Genomic DNA, 18737 nt, shown 5'->3' on the forward strand with positions numbered 1-18737 from the left:
GATTCTATGCGTGCGCCGAAGCGCACGTGCGTAAATGAGGCGTTGAGCGGCACAGGATCACATTGATACGCGCTTGCGCGTGTGTGCACCCGAACGCGTCCGGTGAGCCGATCAACCCATCGCAGTTTGGTGAGCCCGTAACGGGTAAGGAAACGGTGCACCGAGTGCGCTACGCGTGAGGATGTCGCTCAAGTCTCCTACAGCGTTGTGTCCGGTGTTCCGAGGCTGAAGCGGTATTCCTCAGCAACGGGTGTCACGGTGTACTCAACGACTTCCCCCACAGTGGATTGCAGGAGCGGCAGAACTTCTTCGGGTGAAGCGTAGTAGAACTCACGTCGGGGCCGCATCTTGTTCACCCGCTTCGATTCCAACGCTTGATGTAGCTTCCGCTCAACTGTCACGGCGTCATCGGAGAAGAACAGCGCGTGGACATCGAACAGGAATGGCACGGAGGCATCGCCTAGCTCGCGCACACGGTCCAGCGGGTCTAGGGCGTGTCTGACAAAAGTTTCAGGTGTGGTGCCTGAGACTTGAGGAATGTCGCGGTTCCAATTGCTCTCCGATGCCCAGTGGTCGTTGATCGAGGATCTGCTTCCGGTTCGAACGGGTAAGCGGGGCAGACCTTTCCAGGATGCTCGGTCGATGGTTGAGGGCATCATCTACCGGTACCGGTGTGGCATTGCCTGGCGTGACGTGCCGCAGGTGTTCGGTCCGTGGCAGTCGATCTGGACGTGGCACCGGCGGATGAGCGCCGACGGTACCTGGGATGCGGTGTTGGCCCGGTTGCTGGCGGCCGCTGATGAGGCCGGGATGATCGATTGGGCGGTGGCGGTCGATTCCACGATCGCTCGCGCGCATCAGCACGCCACGAACCTCACCCGTGACACAGGGGGCTGGGTCGAATTACACGAATCTGGCGATCGAGCCGCCTGACCACGGTATTGGCCGCTCCCGCGGTGGGTTAACCAGCAAGATTCACCATCTGGTCGACGGTCGCGGGCGGCCGTTGGTGGTGCTCGTGGGCGCCGGTCAATCCCACGATGGCCCGGTGTTCGAGCATTTGCTCGCCCATCTGCGAGTCGACCGCCCCGGCGGCGGACGGCCCCGCACCCGCCCCGATCGCGTCCGCGCAGACAAGGCCTATTCGAGTCGAGCCACCCGGACCTTGCTGCGGCGACGCCGGATCGGCGCGGTGATCCCGGAACCTTCCGATCAGGTCGCCAACCGGAAACGACGGGGCTGCCGTGGCGGCCGGCCCCCGGCCTTCGACGCCCAAGATTACAAGGGCCGCAACGTCGTTGAACGCAACTTCAATGACGTCAAGCAATGGCGCGGACTGGCCACCCGCTACGACAAGCTCGCCATCGTCTACCGCGCCGCAGCAGTCCTGAGAGCGGTCACCCTGTGGCTACCCCATTTGTCAGACACGCCCTAGGCGCCGTGTCAGACCGATTTTCACCATGTTTCGTCCGAAAGATCCGATATTTGAGATGACGTACACATAGCCAGCACGGATGTTGGCCGCACGGTAGTCAACGTGCTCGATGGCGTGCTGGACGTCGGCGAGCTTCTCGCGTATCCGTTCAGCGCCGGCTGAGTCGCCGCTGGCGTCAAGCTTGGCCACGACGTTTGAGTAGTGGGCGTGTTCCTTCAGTAACCTTTGCCGCTCTGCTTCCAGCTCCTGTTGGGCTCTTTGTTGTTCGCGTAGTTCGGCACGATGCTCTCTCTCGGCTTCCTTTTCTTGTTGAAGTTGCATCTGAAAATCCGCGGCTAGTCGAAGTTCAATCAGCCGAAATTCGTGATAGGAGGGCGTTACGCGGAGGTCGATCATCCTGCCCTGTTTCTCGATTTGTGCGACTGCCTTCTCGAGCCGGGCTTGCGCGGCAAGTAGGTTGCCGGCCTTAACGGTCTTGACGCAGTTCTCCGCCTCGGCGTTGTACGCCCGCAACATGATTCGCGACATCTCGTCGACGAACCTGCGTCCCTGAGCGGCAGAGTTGTTGAAGGTAAAGTTGTAGTTCGCGGAGATCGCCGCCTTTGAACGGACGTACTCCTTGATTCGTCCGCGGACACGCTCCAATTCTTCGCGCAACGCGACCGATGACTCAGCTGGATGATGATACTGGTATAGGCCGACGTCTTGCATTTGGACAAGACCCTGCGTTTCGACGAGTTCCGAACGGACCTGCTGGATTTCCTTCTCCAGCGCGGTTTTTTCGGTCTTGAGCGCCGACTCAAGGTGGGTTTTGTCAGTGCGCAGCCGGTCCAGGGCGGTCGTGAGGCGTTGGGTTTCAGCTTGAACGTCGAGAAGCGTCATCGCACCCATGCGGTCGATGACAGCGTTAAGCTCCTGATTCTGCCGCCGCAGCTCTTGGACTTCTTGCCGAAGCTCGTGGTTCTCATGCTGCAGCTGTTCGGCAAGTTTCCTTGCCCCGAAGACCGGGATCTTGTCCGGATGCAGCGATTCAACGGGCGGCTCTGGCTGGGCCGGTTGCACCGGTGTGGGATCGGAGCTTGGGGCCGCCGCGCCCGTTGAGGTAGAGCTCGTCCAATGTGCGCCGTCCCAGTAGCGCAGCACGCCACGTTCTTGCGGATCTGGATACCAGCCTTGAGGAGTCGTCACAGAGGTATCGTCATACCCGACGACCGTCAAAGGACAAGAACCGCCGACATCAGGCGGTGGCGCCATGACTTGCTGTGGCAGTGGTGTCCCTGTACTGGCGCGATGCCGTGGAAGACGCCGAGGCCAGACACATCCTGCTGCACGCGGCCGGACCTTGAACCGGGTTGTGACAATTCGTGACCCGGGGCTGGGTAATCGAACAGTTCGAACAGCGTTCCGCTGCTCTTCGTGGAGCCGATGACGGGAATCGAACCCGCGTATTCAGCTTGGGAAGCTGATGTTCTGCCATTGAACTACATCGGCATGGTGCCGCTGCAGGATATCAACCCCGCCCGATAGGCTCCCCAGGTGCTCCTCTCCGATCGCGATCTCCGGGCCGAAATCGCTGCTGGGCGTCTCGGCATCGACCCGTTCGACGACGCCATGGTGCAGCCCTCCAGTGTTGATGTCCGGCTGGACAGCCTGTTCCGGGTCTTCAACAACACCCGCTACACGCACATCGACCCGGCACAGCAGCAGGATGAGCTGACCACCCTGGTCGAGCCAGGCGAAGGCGAACCCTTCGTCCTGCACCCCGGCGAATTCGTGCTGGGCTCGACACTCGAAACTTGCACGCTCCCACACGATCTGGCGGGCCGCCTGGAGGGTAAGTCGTCACTCGGCCGCCTGGGCCTGCTGACGCACTCCACCGCGGGGTTCATCGACCCGGGCTTCTCGGGCCACATCACGCTGGAGCTGTCCAACGTCGCCAATCTGCCGATCACCCTGTGGCCCGGCATGAAGATCGGCCAGCTCTGCCTGCTCCGCCTGACCAGCCCGGCCGAGCACCCCTACGGCAGCGACAAGGTCGGCTCCAAGTACCAGGGTCAGCGTGGGCCGACGCCCTCACGGTCGTACCTGAACTTCACCAAGCCCTGAGCGCAGGCTGAATTCACTCTGCGACGAGGGCCCTCGCTACTCGGCATTCCTCGCCGTAGGTGCAGGGTCAACGCAGCCGGCACGCCGAGACCCGTTGACCCTGTAGTCAGGGCACAGCCCACTCGATGTTTTGCGCCCTCACCTCAGGGTCAACGGTCGCGAGCTGCCTGCCAGTGCTCGTTGCCGAGTGGCCCATACGCCTTACGGCGAATGTGGCGCTCCCCGTCGGTCGACACGCCCTTCGGCCACCGATAACCGACACACTCGGCATAGGGCGGCGCGCGATACATGCCAAGAGCGGGACGGGTCGCGCGTCAGCCACCCGGCATCGGGTTCATCGGCCCAACCGGGCTGGTGGGCATCGTGGTGGTGGTCGTCGTCGACGGAGTCGTAGAAGTCGACGTTGATGTCGACGTCGAAGTCGTCGTAGTGACCGGCGGCGCCACCGGCACACCCGTCGTCTCGGTGACGGTCGCGGTCGACGTGGAAGTCGACGCAGACGAAGAAGTAGAGCCGGCAGGCGCCAGAACCGCACACGCCACCCGTCCGCCCGCGTCGCCGGTCGCCAGAGTTTCGGCGTCGGGGCCCGGCGTGCCGTCATGGGTGTACCGCGGCGGGATGTTGGCGAAGTTGTCCGGGCCCTGGTGGATGATCAAGGCGCTGCCTTCGGGACCCTTCAGGGCCGCTTCGGTGAACGCATCGGTGGTCGCCACGACCTTGCCGGTCCCGTCGCCGCGCACGTTCAACGGCGTCAGGTCACCGCTCGAGGGATGTCCGGTGTGCCCGGCGACCTGCAGATGGCCGCCGGCAGAGGTGAAGTCGCCCTCGCACTTGCCGACGGAGTGGATGTGCATGCCGTGGCTGCCGGGGGCGAGGATGCCGCCGCCGGTGGTCTCGACGGTGACTGTCGCGTAGCCGTCCGAGAAGTCGATCGAGGCGTTGGCGACGGGCCGCCCGTCGGACGTCTTGAGCACGACGTTCATTGCGGCCGGATTGGCCTGGGTCCACGTTGTGGGCGGCGTCGAGCTCGACGGCGTGTTCCGATTGGAATTGCACGCAGCCAGCACGAAAACGGGTGCGGTGAGCAGGGCAGCAGCTGCAGTTGTGCGCTTCGACATGCCCGCCGAATACCCGGAACAGCCACTTTTGAACCGCCCGTTGTTTCACGCGAAACAGGCCTCATCTACAACACCTGCCACCTCAGCGCCACTCGAACGCCCCGTGTGAGGCTGGTGTAACACGTCGGAAACGCAGTCGCCGCGAGCTGGAAACGCCGCCGATACATCCTCGTCAAGATTGTCGAAGGAGTCCCACGTGCAAGGCATCGATCCCGCCGCCACAGCCTGGCTGCTCGCCAGCACCGCCCTGGTCCTGTTGATGACCCCGGGCCTGGCCATTTTCTACGGCGGCATGGTCCGCACGACCGGCGTGCTCAACATGATCATGATGAGCTTCATCTCGATTCCGCTGGTCACGGTCGCGTGGCTGCTGCTTGGGTACACGCTGTCCTTCTCGAACGGCGACGGCTTCCTCGGCAACCTCGAACACTTCGGCATGCTCGGCATCACCCCGAGCACCACCCACGGCACCGTGCCGGAGCTGTTGTTCGCGACTTTCCAGCTGACCTTCGCGATCATCACCGCGGCCCTGATCAGCGGCGCCATCGCCGACCGCGCCAAGTTCTCGGCGTGGATGGTGTTCGTCCCGATCTGGGCCATCGCGGTCTACAGCGTCATCGCGCACTGGGTCTGGGGCCCGGACGGTTGGCTCGCCAAGATGGGCGCGCTGGACTACGCGGGCGGCCTGGTCGTCGAAATCGCGTCGGGCGCCTCGGCGCTGGCGCTGGCCATCGTGCTGGGTCCGCGTATCGGCTTCAAGCAGGACGCCATGCGTCCGCACAACCTGCCGTTCGTGCTGCTCGGCGTCGGCCTGCTGTGGTTCGGCTGGTTCGGTTTCAACGCCGGCTCGGCGCTGGCCGCCAATGGCACCGCCGCCGCGATCTTCCTGAACACCCTGGTCGCCGGCTGTCTGGGCATGCTCGGCTGGCTCACGGTCGAGCAGGTGCGTGACGGCAAGCCGACGACGTTCGGTGCGGCGTCCGGCGTGGTGGCCGGCCTGGTCGCGATCACCCCGTCGTGCGGCACCGTCAACACGCTGGGCGCGCTCATCGTCGGACTGGCCGCCGGCGTGGTCTGCTCGTTCGCGGTCGGCCTGAAGTTCAAGCTCAACTACGACGACTCACTGGACGTCGTCGGCGTGCACTTCGTCGGCGGCGTGGTCGGCGTCGTGCTGATCGGCCTGCTGGCCACCGACGTCATGACGGGTGGCGCCCGCGGGCTGTTCTACGGCGGCGGATTCACCCAGCTGGGCAAGCAGCTGCTGGCCATGGCCGTGGTCGCGGCGTACGCCTTCACCGCCACGTTCGTGCTGGGCAAAATCATCGACAAGGTGATGGGTTTCCGGGTCAGCGCCGAAGACGAAACCGCCGGCGTCGACTTCACCCAGCACGCCGAAACCGCGTACGCGGAGGGCGTGCACGGCCACCTGGGCCACCGCCGGCCGTCCGGTTCCAGTTCGCTGACCGACCTCTTGAAGCAGCCGCGTCCGGACGCCGAGGACGCATAAAAACTGCTTAGGTTACCTACGTCAAAGCCGGGTAGGGTTGAACTACCGGCATTGGCGGGACTCTGTCTGCCAGCGCCGCGGCCAGAACTGCATGGCGCCTATTGAGCTGCGGGAAATCGGTAACGACTCCGCCGCTGGGCACGATGAAGTTTCTAGTTGTGGCCTGTACGGCGGGGGATTCTCGGTGTCGGCCTAGATAGCGTAGCGAACACTATTGGAGGGTCCGTGGACATCGTTCTGGGTGTGTCTATGACTCCAACCACGGTGCGTATGGCGCTGGTTGAGGGTGAAAAGGCCGACGGTGAAATCGTCGACCACGATATTTTCGAAACGCAGACAGCGGACGGTTCAGCAACGCCGGTTGAGCAGGTTGTCAGCGCCATCCTGGGTACTCGGGAGAGCGCCGAGGAGGGCGGCCACCACCTCAAATCGGTGGGTGTCGCCTGGAGCGACCACGACGCTGCCGCGCAGTTGCGCGACGCGTTGGACGCCGCCGGCGTCAAGGACGTCATGATGGTCTCCGAGTTGCACGCCGCCGGGTCGCTGGCGCAGGCCGCCGGCCAGGCGGTCGGCTACTCGAGCACCGGTCTGCTGTTCGTCGACCGCGATACGGCGACCATGTCGGTTGTCGACCCTGACGGCGCCATCTCGAAGGTGCTCAGCCGCAGCCTGCACAGCACCGACGCCATGGCCGTGCTCGGTGAGATGGCCGCGGCGGTCTCCGGTGCGGAGGCCCCGCCGCAGGGCATGTTCGTCGTCGGCTCTGGCGTCGACGTCACCGCGGTCCAGGCACACCTGGCCGAGCTGCTCGACATCCCGGTCAACGCCCCGGGCGACGCCGACCTGGCACTGGCCCGTGGTGCGGCCCTCGCCTCGGCCAACGCGCCGATGTTCGACGCCGCCACCGCCGGTCTGGCCTACTCGGCCGCGCCGGGTGGTGTCGCCGCCGCGGCTCCGCTGCTGACGGCCGACGAGTTCGGTTTCGACGAGCTCGGCGACGCCCCGGTGGTCGCCGACCAGGGCCGCAAGCCCTTCCTGCTGGTCGGTAGCGCGCTCACCTCGATCTTCGTCGTCGGTGTTGTGGCCCTTGCCATTTCGCTGGCGGTGAGCATCCGCCCCACGGTCGATCAACGGCCCGCACCTGCGCAGGCCGCGATCGTGCCCAGTGCTCCGATTGCCGCACCCGTACCCCCGCCGGCTGCTGTCCCGCCGCCCGCGCCCGCCGCCGCGGTACCCGCGCCGGCCCCGGAAGTGCAGGCTCCCTCTCCGCGCCAGGTCGAGGCGCCGCAGGTGGTCAAGGAATCCGCGCCGCAGGTCCACGTGCCCGCACCCGCCGCTCCGGCCCCGGCTCCGGAAGCCCCGGCGCCGGCTCCGGTCCCGGTCTCGATGCCTGACGTGCCGGCTGCGCCCGTCGACCCGCCTGCGGTGGTCCCCGCCCCGGCGCCGGTGGTGCTGCCGCCACCCGTTATCGCGTTCCCCGCTCCGCAACCGCCCGCCTGGAACCCGTGGGCACCGCGTCCGCGACAGCCGCAGTGGGTGCCGACCGATCCGGGCAACAGCTACCCGGACTACCCGAGTCGCGGCGGCCGTGGATCCGGCGACGACGGTTACCCGGGTAGCTACCCGGGCAACGGCTACCCCGGCAACCAGTACCCGGGCGGCTCGAGCGATTACCCCGGCGACTATCCCGGGAACGGCAACGGAAAGAAGCCGAAGCCGAAGCAGCCGAACTGTTTCCTCATTTTCTGCGCACCGAGCTGACGGCTGCGGCAGGAGACTGTTTGTCACCTGCCGTTGGCCTGACGCTCAGTGTCGCGTAGCGCCGCGCTCATCGGGGCTGCCTATCAAGGCAGTATGAGATGCACCGTGTTCGGTACCGGCTACCTCGGGGCGACACATGCCGCCGGTATGGCGGAGCTCGGCCATGAGGTCCTCGGCGTCGACATCGACCCCGGCAAGATCGCGAAGCTGGCGTCCGGTGACATCCCGTTCTACGAGCCCGGGCTGCGAAAGCTGTTGCGCGACAACATCGAGGCCGGTCGGCTGCATTTCACCACCGACTACGACGAGGCTGCCGAGTTCGGTGATGTGCATTTCCTCGGCGTGGGTACCCCGCAGAAAAAGGGGGAGTACGCCGCCGACCTGCGCCACGTGCAGTCCGTCATCGACACTCTGGTGCCGCGGCTGCGCAGGTCCGCGGTGATCGTCGGCAAGTCCACCGTTCCGGTCGGCACCGCCGCCGAGCTCGGGGCGCGGGCCCGCGAGCTGGCGCCGGTCGGCGTCGACGTCGAGGTGGCCTGGAACCCCGAGTTCCTGCGTGAAGGCTTCGCTGTCAAGGACACGCTGCACCCGGACCGCATCGTGCTTGGTGTGCAAGCGGATTCGAAGCGCGCCGAAGCGGCGGTGCGTGAGCTGTACGCGCGAATCCTGGAACGGGGCGTGCCGTTCCTGCTCACCGACCTGCAGACCGCGGAACTGGTCAAGGTCTCTGCCAATGCTTTTCTGGCCACCAAGATTTCATTTATCAACGCCATCGCCGAGGTGTGCGAAGCCGCCAACGCCGACGTCACCGTGCTGGCCGACGCGCTGGGCCACGACCCTCGCATCGGCCGGCGATTCCTCAACGCGGGCTTGGGGTTTGGTGGTGGCTGCCTGCCCAAGGACATTCGCGCCTTCATGGCCCGAGCCGGGGAGCTGGGCGCCGACCCCGCACTGACCTTCCTGCGCGAAGTGGACAGCATCAACATGCGCCGGCGCACCCGGATGGTGGAACTGACCACCAAGGCGTGCCGCGGCACGCTGCTGGGCGCCAACATCGCGGTGCTGGGTGCGGCGTTCAAGCCCGAGTCTGACGACGTGCGCGACTCGCCCGCCCTGAACGTGGCGGGCATGCTGCAGCTCAACGGCGCTGCCGTCAACGTCTACGACCCCAAGGCCATGGACAATTCGCGACGGGTCTTCCCGACGCTGAACTACTCCACCTCCGTCATCGAGGCCTGCGACCGCGCCGACGCCGTGCTGGTCCTGACCGAATGGCAGGAGTTCCTGGACCTGGACCCCGAGCAGCTGGCGGCCACCGTGCGCGCGAAAGTGATTGTCGACGGCCGCAATTGCCTCGACGTCGCGAAGTGGCAGGCCGCGGGCTGGCGGGTGTACGCGCTGGGGCGCAATCTGACCGCCTGATTTACGACTGCAGTATGTAGCCCGGCGCCATGGGGCGTGCTTAAGCTCGGCTTCATGACCATGCGCCAACGTCTCAACTGGTTCGCGCTGCACGCCGTCATCCGCCAGCTGGCCCGCTACGGCGCGCGTCACGGTGACCTGCAGGGACGGCTCATCGCTGACCCCGCGGTGCGGGCCGACCCGGGCGCATTCGCCGACGAGTTGCGCAGCCGTGGACGGATATACCGCGGCCGCGCGGCGTGGATGACCGCGGATCACGCTCTGGTGCATCAGATTCTGCGGTCCGACGATTTCACGGTCACCCAGATCGGCGGCGCCCTGCCCGGTGCCCTCGGCTGGCTGGAGGGCAAGACCACCGTCAAAGGCCGGCTGCATCCGCTCCTGCCGCCGTCGCTGCTGTCGGTCGACGGAGAGCAGCACACGCGCTACCGCAAGACGGTGTCCGCGGTGTTCACGACGCGGGCCGTGGCGGCGTTGCGCGAACGGGTGCAGCAGGCCGCAACGGGGCTCATCGATGAGCTGGCGGCGGGTGCCACTGTCGACGTCGTAGAGAGCTACTGCTCGCAGCTGCCGGTCACCGTGATCGCCGACATCCTCGGGGTGCCCGAGCACGACCGGCCGCGCATCCTGGAATTCGGTGAACTGGCCGCGCCCAGCCTGGACATCGGGCTGACGTGGCAGCAGTACCTCAGCGTGGAACACGGCTTGGACGGGTTCAACACCTGGCTCAGCGACCACATCCGCGCGCTGCGGGACAACCCCGGCGACGACCTCATGAGCCAGCTGATCGCCGCCAGTGACGGTGGTGCCCGGCTCAACGACGAAGAGCTGCGCGCCACGGCCGGGCTGGTTTTGGCGGCGGGTTTCGAGACCACGGTGAACCTGCTGGGCAATGGCATCCGAATGCTGCTGCAGCACCCCGATCAACTGGCGCTGGTGTTGGCGCAGCCCGACCTGTGGCCCAACGCCGTCGAGGAGATCTTGCGGCTGGATTCGCCGGTTCAGCTCTCGGCACGTATCGCGAAGGTCGACGTCGAAATCGCCGGCTACCGCGTGTTGGCCGGCCAGCCCGTCATCCTCTACCTCGCCGGCGCCAACCGGGACCCGGCCGTCTTCCCCGATCCGCACCGCTTCGACGTCACCCGCGACAACGCGGGCAAGCATCACTCGTTCTCCGGTGGACGGCATTTCTGCCTCGGCGCCGCACTGGCCCGGTCCGAGGGCGAAGTGGGGCTGCGGACGTTCTTCGAGCGGTTCCCCGACGCGCAGCCCGCAGGGTCCGGCACGCGGCGCGATACCAGGGTGCTCCGCGGTTGGGCGGCATTGCCGATCGCACTCGGGCAGGCGCGCGCAGCGGTACCGTCGTGAAATGGCCTTGCGCACAGCCCTGATCGAGGAAACCGCCGCCTTCGGCAACATCATTCGCACCGCTGATCTCGATACGGAGGTGCCCACCTGCCCGGGGTGGACACTCAAGCAACTGCTCAAGCACGTCGGACGTGGCAACAGGTGGTGCGCGCAGATTGTCGCCGACCACATGAAGGAGCCACTCGATCCCCGCACGGTGCGGGATGGGAAACCGCCCGAGGACCTCGACGCCGCCATCGACTGGCTGAACGCCTCTGCCCAGGCCCTGATCGACGCCGTCGAGCACGTCGGGTCGGACGCGAAGGTGTGGACGTTCCTCGGGCCGAGGCCGGCCGGGTGGTGGATCCGGCGCCGGCTCCATGAGCAGACGGTCCACCGCGCCGATGCTGTTCTGGCGCTGGGCCTCCCGTTCATCCTCGATGCGGAGTTGGCGGCCGACGGGGTGACCGAGACGCTGGAACGGGTGGTGCTGATGGCCGCGGCGGCCAATCCGCCGCTCGAGCGTGGACGGTCGCTGCACCTGCACGCCGCGGAATCCGAGCTGGGCCCGACCGGCGAGTGGCTGGTGGTCAACGACGAGGACGGCCTGAACTGGTCGCACCAGCACGCCAAAGGTGATGCGGCAGTGCGTGGTCCGGTCTCGGGGCTGCTCCTGGCGGTCACGCGCCGCCAGACGGTCGAGGAGGCCGGCCTGGAGGTGATCGGCGACGCGGCCGTGTGGCAGCGCTGGGTGGATCACTCGGCTTTCTGAGGCTCGCCCGCCGACGATGAAGTAGCGTCTAATCATGACGACTTCCGAGATCGCGACGGTCCTGGCGTGGATCGACGCCCTCAACGACCGGGACCTGGACACGCTCGACAAGCTGTCCAGCGGCGATATCGAGATCGGTGACGCGAACGGGGCCACCCAGGGGCGGAATGCGTTGCGGACCTGGGCGACCGACCTCGACGAGAAGGCCACGGCCGGCCGGATGTACGTGCACGACGGCGTCGTGGTGGTCGAGCAGACCATCACCGGCGGCGGCGCCGACCGTCAGATCGCGACGGCTTTCCGGGTGGTCCATGACCACGTCACCTCGGCCTTTCGGCACGAGGACCTGGCAGCGGCGCTGGCGGCGACGGAACTCATCGAGTCGGACGCGGTGTAGCCAGCACCGCCGCGATGGCGGTGGTGAGCGGAACGGACAGCGCCAGCGCTATGCCGCCGACCGCTGACCGAGCGATCTCGATGGCCACGCTCTCGCTGGTCAGCACATCGCCCAGCGACCGGTTGGCCACGCTGAACAACAGGAGCAGTGGGAGCGCGCTGCCCGCGTAGGCCAGCACCAGCGTGTAGACGGTGCTGGCGATGTGGTCCCGTCCCACCCGCATGGCGCCGGTGAAGATGGCCCGCCGGGACGCGCCGTGTTCCGCCAGTTCAAAGGCTGTCGACGCCTGCGTGACGGTGACGTCGTTGAGTACACCCAGCGAGCCGATGATGAAGCCGGCGAGCAGCAGACCGGTGATCGACACCGACCCCATATAGGCCGCGATCTCGTTGTTCTGGTCTTCCGACAGCCCGGTGAGATGCGCCAATTCGATTGCCGCCCAGGACAACACCGCAGACAGCAGCAGTGAGCTCAACGTACCGAGCAGGGCGGCGCTGGTCCGCAGGCTGACCCCGTGCGCCAGGTAGATCACCGCGTAGAGGATCACCGACGACGCGACGAGGGCCACCGGGATGGCCGGGCCGCCGTCGCGCAGGGCGGGTAGCAGGAACACCGTCAGCACCATGAACGCGACGGCAATGCCGACAAGGGCACGCAGGCCGCGCCAGCGTGCCACCGCGACGACCACCACGGCGAAGACGGCGGCCAACGCGGCCAGCGGCCAGGTGCGCTCGAAGTCGAAAAAGGCATAGGTGGTGGTGCCGGAGTCGTCGACCTGGCGCGTCACCCGGATGTGATCACCGGCGGCCAGATGCGGCTGGCCCGGGCCGGTGCTGAACTCCAGCAGGGTGTTGGCGCCGGAGTTCGGGCCGGAGTCGATCCCGATCAACGACTGCACGCACGTCCCCCCACCGGGCGGTGCGGTGACTGGCGCCGAGGTCAGTACCGCGCCGACCGACGGGCTGCCGCAGTTGTTCTTCCCAGTCGACACCACGTGCCCGGCTTCGGTGCTGACGGCGCCGCCGTGGGCGTTCTGGAACGGCAGCGGGATGTCGACGGCCTTGCCATGCGGCCATAGGACCACGGCGCCGATCACGGTGGCCAGCCCGATCACCGCCAGGAGTCCGACGACGATCTTCGCTGCCAGGGGGCTCAACGGCGCCGGGCCGGAACTGTGCGAGTGGGTATGCGAGTGCGCCACCCGAGCCAGCGTAGGGGGTCGGGCTGAGGGTTTGATCGGGGCAACCCGCGCCGCCAATGTAACCGCAGGGCGGAAATGTCCACCCAATACCGCCGTGTGGTTACATTCGCGTTCACGCGCGGCTGAGCGCATCCCGCCGCTCGGCCTCGATCACCAGCTTGGCGGACAACGTCGTCAACACGTACTTCACGACGGCGCGGTAACCCAGACCGGTTACCCGCCAACGGCTTTCGATGGTGCCGCGCCAGTCGATCCGGGTGCCGTCCTGCTCGGGGGTGAAGACCACCTCTGCGTGGTAGTCCTGCACCGGGGTCCACGAGAGGATGGTGTACCCGTGCCGCTGTCTCGGCTCGTGGATGGTCGTCTGCTCCCGGGCGGGGAACTGGCGCGCGCCGACCGCACGGACGGCCCCGAGGCCACCGTCGTCGGCAGGTCCGCGGGTCTCCCAGGCGGAGTAGTTGATCAGCGGTTTCGCCCACTCGGACCAGCGGGACCCGTCCGCCACCACGTCGAACAGGGTGCTCGGCGTCGCCCGCGCATGGCGCGTGACCAGGACTTCGTAGTGGTGTGTCATGTTGACCAAGTTAATGGAACAGTGTTCTATTAAGCAATGGATCGGCCGGATTCTTCGGTGGCGCTGTCCTTCGCGCGGGCCCGCAGCCCGCAGCAGCGTGAGGACCGCCTGCGTCGTCTGACCGAGGTCACCCGGGCGCTGTTGGACGAAACCCGGGCCAGTGAGCTGACACTGGGGGAGATCGCCGCCGCGGCGGGCCTGGCCAAATCAGGCGTGCTCCGCTACGCCGGTTCGCGGGAGGCATTGCTGCTCTCGGTGATGTACCACGAGCACCTGGGTTGGCTGGCGGACCTGCGGACCCAGCTGAACGACGAACGACGCACGCCGGCAAAGGCTTTGGCGCACACGCTCGCGCAGCGCCCGGTGCTCTGTGACCTGATCAGTGCCGCGCCGGTGCTGATGAACCGGCTGACACCGGAAGCGGCCGAGACTGTGTGTACCCAGGCGCGCGATGTCGAGGACCGGCTACGCGAGACCCTCGAGCCCCGGCTGGCGCTGGACCGGCAGCACCTGGTGCTGCTGACCGCCGCCATCCATGCCTTCGTCGGCTCGGTGTGGGGCTGGGCGGCAATCGATTCCGCCAATCAGCCCGAACCCGGCACGGAACTGGAAAACACTCTCGCCGCGCTGTTGCGCACCTTCATCGCGGGCCTGGGCAGCAGCTGACCTACTGGCGGTAGCTCGCCAGGAAGTTGCCCAGCCGCTCGATGGCCTTGGCCAGGTCCCGGGCCCAGGGCAGCGTCACGATGCGCAGGTGATCCGGTGTGGGCCAATTGAATCCAGTGCCCTGGGTGAGCAGGATCTTCTCCTGCAGCAGCAGGTCGAGCACCAGCTGCTCGTCGTCCCGGATCTCGTGGACCTCGGGGTCCAGTCGCGGGAACGCGTACAACGCACCCGCGGGCTTGACACACGACACCCCGGGAATCTCGTTCAGCTTCTGCCATGCGACATCGCGCTGCTCGAGCAGGCGGCCGCCGGGCAGGATCAGGTCCTCGATGCTCTGGTGTCCACCGAGTGCCACCTGAATGGCATGCTGCGCAGGCACATTCGGGCACAGCCGCATGTTCGACAGCAGGCTGATGCCCTCGAGGAAGCTGGAGGCGTGCTCCTTGGGGCCGGTGATGGCCAGCCAGCCGGACCGGTAACCGGCGACGCGGTAGGCCTTGGAGAGGCCGTTGAACGTCAGGCACAGCATGTCGGGCGCCACCGTCGCCATGGGGATGTGCTTGGCGTCGTCGTAGAGGATCTTGTCGTAGATCTCGTCGGCCAGCAGCAGCAACTGGTGCTTGCGGGCCAGGTTCGCGATGGACTCCAGCGTCTCGCGGCTGTACACCGCGCCGGTGGGGTTGTTCGGGTTGATCACGACGATCGCCTTGGTGCGGTCGGTGATCTTCGATTCCAGGTCGGCGATGTCCGGGTTCCAGCCCTGCGTCTCGTCGCACAGGTAGTGCACCGGGGTGCCGCCGGCCAGCGCGGTCGACGCCGTCCACAGCGGGTAGTCCGGTGCCGGGATCAGTACCTGGTCGCCGTTGTCGAGCAGCGCCTGCAGCGTCATGGTGATGAGCTCGGAGACGCCGTTGCCCAGGAACACGTCGTCGACGTCGAACCGCGGGAAGCCCTCGACGAGCTCGTAGCGGGTGACCACCGCACGGCGCGCGGACACGATGCCCTTGGAGTCCGAGTAGCCCTGCGCGTAGGGGAGGGCGGCGATCATGTCGCGCATGATCACGTCCGGTGCCTCGAAGCCGAACGGCGCCGGGTTACCGATGTTGAGCTTGAGAATCCGGTGGCCCTCGGCCTCGAGCCGCGAAGCCTGCTCGTGGATCGGGCCACGGATCTCGTAGAGGACGTCCTGCAGTTTGGTCGACTGCGCAAACGTCCGCTGATTACGCGGATGGCCGCCGTGCCATGTGCGGTCAGCGGGTACCTGGTGGGTGGTCACGGTTTCCATGCTCTCATCGGTGTCGAATTCTTTTGCCCATCTGCGATCAGGGCCACATATGCCAATGGCCAGCTACGACGCTCCTGAGGCGGGTCGTAGCTGGCCATTGCGGTGTACTTCGGGTTACCGCTTACCGGGGCGCCGTGCGCCCGGCTTCATGCCCAGTCCGACGACCGGCGGTTCCGGCTTGGCCTCCGCCGCCGGGGCGGCGGGAGCGGCAGGAGCGGCAGGAGCCTCAGCAGCAGGTGCCTCAGCGGCCGGAGCGGCAGGAGCCGCCGCTGCCGGAGCCGCAGCCTTCTTGGCACCCGGACGCTTGGCGCCCGCGGCCAGACCCAGGCCCTTCACCGGTGCCGCGGGTGTGGCCGGAGCCTCAGCAGCGGGTGCCTCAGCCGCAGGAGCAGCCTCGGCGGCCGGGGCCGCAGCGGGAGCAGCAGCCTTCTTGGCGCCCGGACGCTTGGCGCCCGCGGCCAGACCCAGGCCCTTGGCCGGTGCGGCCGGAGCCTCGGCGGCAGGTGCCTCGGCGGCCGGAGCGGGTGCGGCCGGAGCCGCAGCCTTCTTCGCACCCGGACGCTTGGCAGCCATGCCCAGGCCGGTGACCGGCTTGGCAGCGGACGGAGCGGCAGCCGCAGGTGCCTCGGCGGCCGGAGCGGCCTCAGCGGCAGGAGCAGCCGGTGCCGGAGCGGGCTTGGGGGCTTCCTTGGCTTTCTGGGCGGCCTGCTTCTCGGCCAGTGCTGCGGAAGCCTTTGCCGCCGTGCCCTTTTCGGGCAGGGTGACCGTGCGGGTGTCCAGCGAGTTCAGCAGCAGCTGAGCGACGTCGAGCACCTCGGTCTTCTCGATGCTGCGGGTGGCGGCCACGTCGTCGACGCCGTCGCTCATCATCACGCGGCAGAACGGGCAGCCGGTCGCGATCGCCGAGGCACCGGTGTCGACGGCCTCTTCGGCACGCTCGGTGTTGATGCGCTTGCCGATGTGCTCTTCCATCCACATGCGGGCACCACCGGCACCACAGCAGAGGCCACGGTCAGCGTGGCGGGGCATCTCGGTGAGGACGGCACCGGCAGCGCCGACCAGCTCACGCGGGGCCTCGTACTCCTTGTTGTGCCGGCCGAGGAAGCAGGGGTCGTGGTAGGTGACCTCTTGGCTGGCCGACGACACGGGGATCAGCTTCTTGTCCCGCACCAGGCGGTTCAGCAGCTGCGTGTGGTGCACGACGGTGTAGTTGGCGCCCAGCTGCGGGTACTCGCGACCGATCGTGTTGAAGCAGTGCGGGCAGGTGACGACGATCTTGCGCTTGGCGGCATCGACGCCCTCGAACAGCTCGTTGATGGTCTCGACGTTCTGCGCGGCGAGCTGCTGGAACAGGAACTCGTTACCGGCGCGGCGGGCCGAGTCACCGGTACAGGTCTCGCCGGTGCCCAGCACCAGGAACTTCACGCCCGCGGTGGCGAGCAGCTCGGCGACGGCCTTGGTGGTCTTCTTGGCGCGGTCCTCGTAGGCACCGGCGCAGCCGACCCAGAACAGGTACTCGAAGCCGTCGAAGCTCTCGACGTCCTGGCCGTAGACCGGGATGTCGAAGTCCAGTTCGTCGATCCAGGTGGTGCGCTCCTTGGCGTTCTGGCCCCAGGGGTTGCCCTTGAGTTCCAGGTTCTTGAACAGCACGCCAAGCTCGCCGGGGAACTCGGACTCGACCATGACCTGGTAGCGGCGCATGTCGACGATGTGGTCGATGTGCTCGATGTCCACCGGGCACTGCTCGACGCAGGCACCGCAGTTGGTGCAGGACCACAGCACGTCGGGGTCGATCACGCCACCCTGCTCAGCGGTCCCGACCAGCGGGCGCAGCGCCTGCTCGGGGCCCGAACCCTCGATGCGGGCGTAGCCGTCCTCGGGCACACCGTGCCCGTGCAGGCTGGTGCCGAGCGCGGCGAAGTCGACCGAGCCCTCTTCCGGCATCGGCTTGCCCTCGATGATGTACGGCGCCTTGGCGAACAGGTGATCGCGCAGGTTCATCATGACGAGCTTGGGGGACAACGGTTTTCCGGTGTTCCACGCCGGGCACTGCGACTGGCAACGACCACACTCGGTGCAGGTCGCCATGTCGAGGTTGGCCTTCCAGGTGAAGTCCTCGATGCGGCCGCGGCCGAACACCGCGTCCTCGGCGGGGTCGTCGAAGTCGATCGGCTCGCCCTGGTACTCCATCGGCAGCAGCGGGCCCAGGCCATCGGGCAGCCGCTTGAAGGTGACGTTGATGGGGGCCAGACCGATGTGCAGGTGCTTGGAGTGCAGCACGATCAGCAGGAAGACCAGCATGACGCCGATGTGCGACAGCAGCGCGATGGTCTCGATCCAGACGTTGGCGGTGTGGCCCAGCGGAGCCAGCAGCGCGGCCATGCCGTCGGAGAAGAACGCGCCGTTCTGGTACGGGAAGTGCTCGCCGAGAACGTTGACGGCGGCACCGCGGAAGATTGCGTAGGTCAGGATGACCAGGAAGATCATGATGAGGATCTCCCACGCGCCACCGTTGTGCGAGCCGTAGAACCGCGACTCACGCCCGATGTTGTCGGGGTTCTTGGTCAAGCGGATGATCGCGAAGACGATGATGCCGGCCAGCACGGCCAGGGCGAAGAAGTCCTGCAGGAAGCCCAGGACGGCCCAGTGTCCGACGAACGGGATGGCGAACTTCGGGTTGAACAGGACGCCATAGGCTTCCAGGTAGACCGAGGCGAGGACGAAGAAGCCCCACATGGTGAAGAAGTGCGCGATACCGGGGATCGACCACTTCAGCAGCTTCGACTGGGCGAAGACTTCCTTGTTCTGGTTCAGGAAGCGGCGGGCCAGATCGTCCTTGCGGCCACGTTCGTCGCCGAGCTTCTGCCCGGAGCTGATCAGCTTGGTCAGCCACAGGACGCGCTTGGCGGCGAACCCCAGGACGATGACCGTTGCCAACAGCCCGATGACCAGCCTGGCCACGTCGAGCGTGTGTTCGAGATTCTCCACCGCGCCTCTCCCAGTTATGTAGCTACCGGCCGGTAACTTATTGAGGTTACTAGCTAGTAACTTAAGCTAGATGCCTGCTCATAGTCGCATCCTGGCCAGAACGCACGCTAGCAAGGCTGTCCTAACTTGAGCTGCGGCTACGGCGTCCACTTTTTGCC

General features: G+C 66.7%; 16 protein-coding genes and 1 tRNA gene. 9 read left to right on the forward strand and 8 right to left on the reverse strand.

What is annotated here, in order from left to right; genetic code table 11:
- Window positions 1–197: 197 nt before the first annotated feature.
- Window positions 198–449 carry a GIY-YIG nuclease family protein gene (locus tag ACX12F_RS01890; protein ID WP_459368025.1) on the reverse strand — a complete coding sequence of 84 codons (252 nt, stop codon included), beginning with the start codon at window positions 447–449 and terminating at the stop codon, window positions 198–200.
- Between the two features lie 88 nt (window positions 450–537).
- Between ACX12F_RS01890 and ACX12F_RS01895 the strand changes: the two genes are divergently transcribed.
- A protein-coding gene (locus tag ACX12F_RS01895; protein WP_459366735.1) for an IS5 family transposase occupies window positions 538–1435 on the forward strand; the annotation gives its coding sequence in 2 pieces (ribosomal slippage) (window positions 538–884 and window positions 883–1435; 900 coding nt in all).
- Here ACX12F_RS01895 and ACX12F_RS01900 read toward each other — a convergent pair.
- Complete coding sequence (locus tag ACX12F_RS01900) at window positions 1421–2623, reverse strand: SNIPE associated domain-containing protein (protein WP_459368026.1); 1203 nt, start codon at window positions 2621–2623, stop codon at window positions 1421–1423. The genes ACX12F_RS01895 and ACX12F_RS01900 overlap by 15 nt on opposite strands.
- Window positions 2624–2852: 229 nt before the next feature.
- Window positions 2853–2926 (reverse strand) — tRNA-Gly (locus ACX12F_RS01905).
- A gap of 45 nt (window positions 2927–2971) precedes the next feature.
- Here ACX12F_RS01905 and dcd point away from each other — a divergent pair.
- The gene (gene dcd / locus ACX12F_RS01910; protein WP_459368027.1) at window positions 2972–3541 is read left to right on the forward strand and encodes a dCTP deaminase; all 570 of its coding nucleotides are present in this window, start codon (window positions 2972–2974) and stop codon (window positions 3539–3541) included.
- Between the two features lie 314 nt (window positions 3542–3855).
- On the opposite strand, the gene ACX12F_RS01915 is transcribed toward dcd, so the two are convergent.
- Complete coding sequence (locus ACX12F_RS01915; protein ID WP_459368028.1) at window positions 3856–4659, reverse strand: superoxide dismutase family protein; 804 nt, start codon at window positions 4657–4659, stop codon at window positions 3856–3858.
- Window positions 4660–4855: 196 nt separating this feature from the next.
- On the opposite strand from ACX12F_RS01915, the gene ACX12F_RS01920 reads away from it, so the two are divergent.
- The 6 genes from ACX12F_RS01920 (at window position 4856) to ACX12F_RS01945 (ending at window position 11865) form a co-directional block, all read left to right on the forward strand.
- Window positions 4856–6166, forward strand: coding sequence for an ammonium transporter (locus ACX12F_RS01920; protein ID WP_459368029.1), 1311 nt, complete (start codon window positions 4856–4858; stop codon window positions 6164–6166).
- A gap of 249 nt (window positions 6167–6415) precedes the next feature.
- Entirely contained in the window at window positions 6416–7927 is a 1512-nt protein-coding gene (locus tag ACX12F_RS01925; RefSeq protein WP_459368030.1) for a DUF7159 family protein, read from the forward strand.
- 93 nt (window positions 7928–8020) lie between these two features.
- Window positions 8021–9349 carry a UDP-glucose dehydrogenase family protein gene (locus ACX12F_RS01930; protein WP_459368031.1) on the forward strand — a complete coding sequence of 443 codons (1329 nt, stop codon included), beginning with the start codon at window positions 8021–8023 and terminating at the stop codon, window positions 9347–9349.
- Window positions 9350–9409: 60 nt separating this feature from the next.
- Window positions 9410–10717 carry a cytochrome P450 gene (locus ACX12F_RS01935; protein ID WP_459370215.1) on the forward strand — a complete coding sequence of 436 codons (1308 nt, stop codon included), beginning with the start codon at window positions 9410–9412 and terminating at the stop codon, window positions 10715–10717.
- Between the two features lies 1 nt (window position 10718).
- A complete protein-coding gene (locus ACX12F_RS01940) occupies window positions 10719–11468 on the forward strand; it encodes a maleylpyruvate isomerase family mycothiol-dependent enzyme (protein ID WP_459368032.1) in 750 nt (249 codons plus the stop codon).
- Window positions 11469–11502: 34 nt separating this feature from the next.
- Window positions 11503–11865 carry a nuclear transport factor 2 family protein gene (locus tag ACX12F_RS01945; protein ID WP_459368033.1) on the forward strand — a complete coding sequence of 121 codons (363 nt, stop codon included), beginning with the start codon at window positions 11503–11505 and terminating at the stop codon, window positions 11863–11865.
- On the opposite strand, the gene ACX12F_RS01950 is transcribed toward ACX12F_RS01945, so the two are convergent.
- On the reverse strand, window positions 11843–13066 hold the full coding sequence (locus ACX12F_RS01950; RefSeq protein WP_459368034.1) for a YibE/F family protein: 1224 nt from the start codon (window positions 13064–13066) through the stop codon (window positions 11843–11845). The genes ACX12F_RS01945 and ACX12F_RS01950 overlap by 23 nt on opposite strands.
- A 112-nt stretch (window positions 13067–13178) precedes the next feature.
- The gene (locus tag ACX12F_RS01955) at window positions 13179–13640 is read right to left on the reverse strand and encodes an SRPBCC family protein (RefSeq protein ID WP_459368035.1); all 462 of its coding nucleotides are present in this window, start codon (window positions 13638–13640) and stop codon (window positions 13179–13181) included.
- Window positions 13641–13676: 36 nt separating this feature from the next.
- Between ACX12F_RS01955 and ACX12F_RS01960 the strand changes: the two genes are divergently transcribed.
- Window positions 13677–14306: a TetR/AcrR family transcriptional regulator gene (locus ACX12F_RS01960; protein WP_459368036.1), complete on the forward strand. Its 630-nt coding sequence runs from the start codon at window positions 13677–13679 to the stop codon at window positions 14304–14306.
- A 1-nt stretch (window position 14307) separates the two neighbouring features.
- On the opposite strand, the gene ACX12F_RS01965 is transcribed toward ACX12F_RS01960, so the two are convergent.
- Entirely contained in the window at window positions 14308–15591 is a 1284-nt protein-coding gene (locus ACX12F_RS01965; RefSeq protein WP_459368037.1) for a pyridoxal phosphate-dependent aminotransferase, read from the reverse strand.
- A 114-nt stretch (window positions 15592–15705) separates the two neighbouring features.
- Window positions 15706–18579, reverse strand: coding sequence for a heterodisulfide reductase-related iron-sulfur binding cluster (locus ACX12F_RS01970; RefSeq protein ID WP_459368038.1), 2874 nt, complete (start codon window positions 18577–18579; stop codon window positions 15706–15708).
- Between the last annotated feature and the right edge of the window lie 158 nt (window positions 18580–18737).

Source organism: Mycolicibacterium sp. HS_4_1, assembly GCF_054515875.1.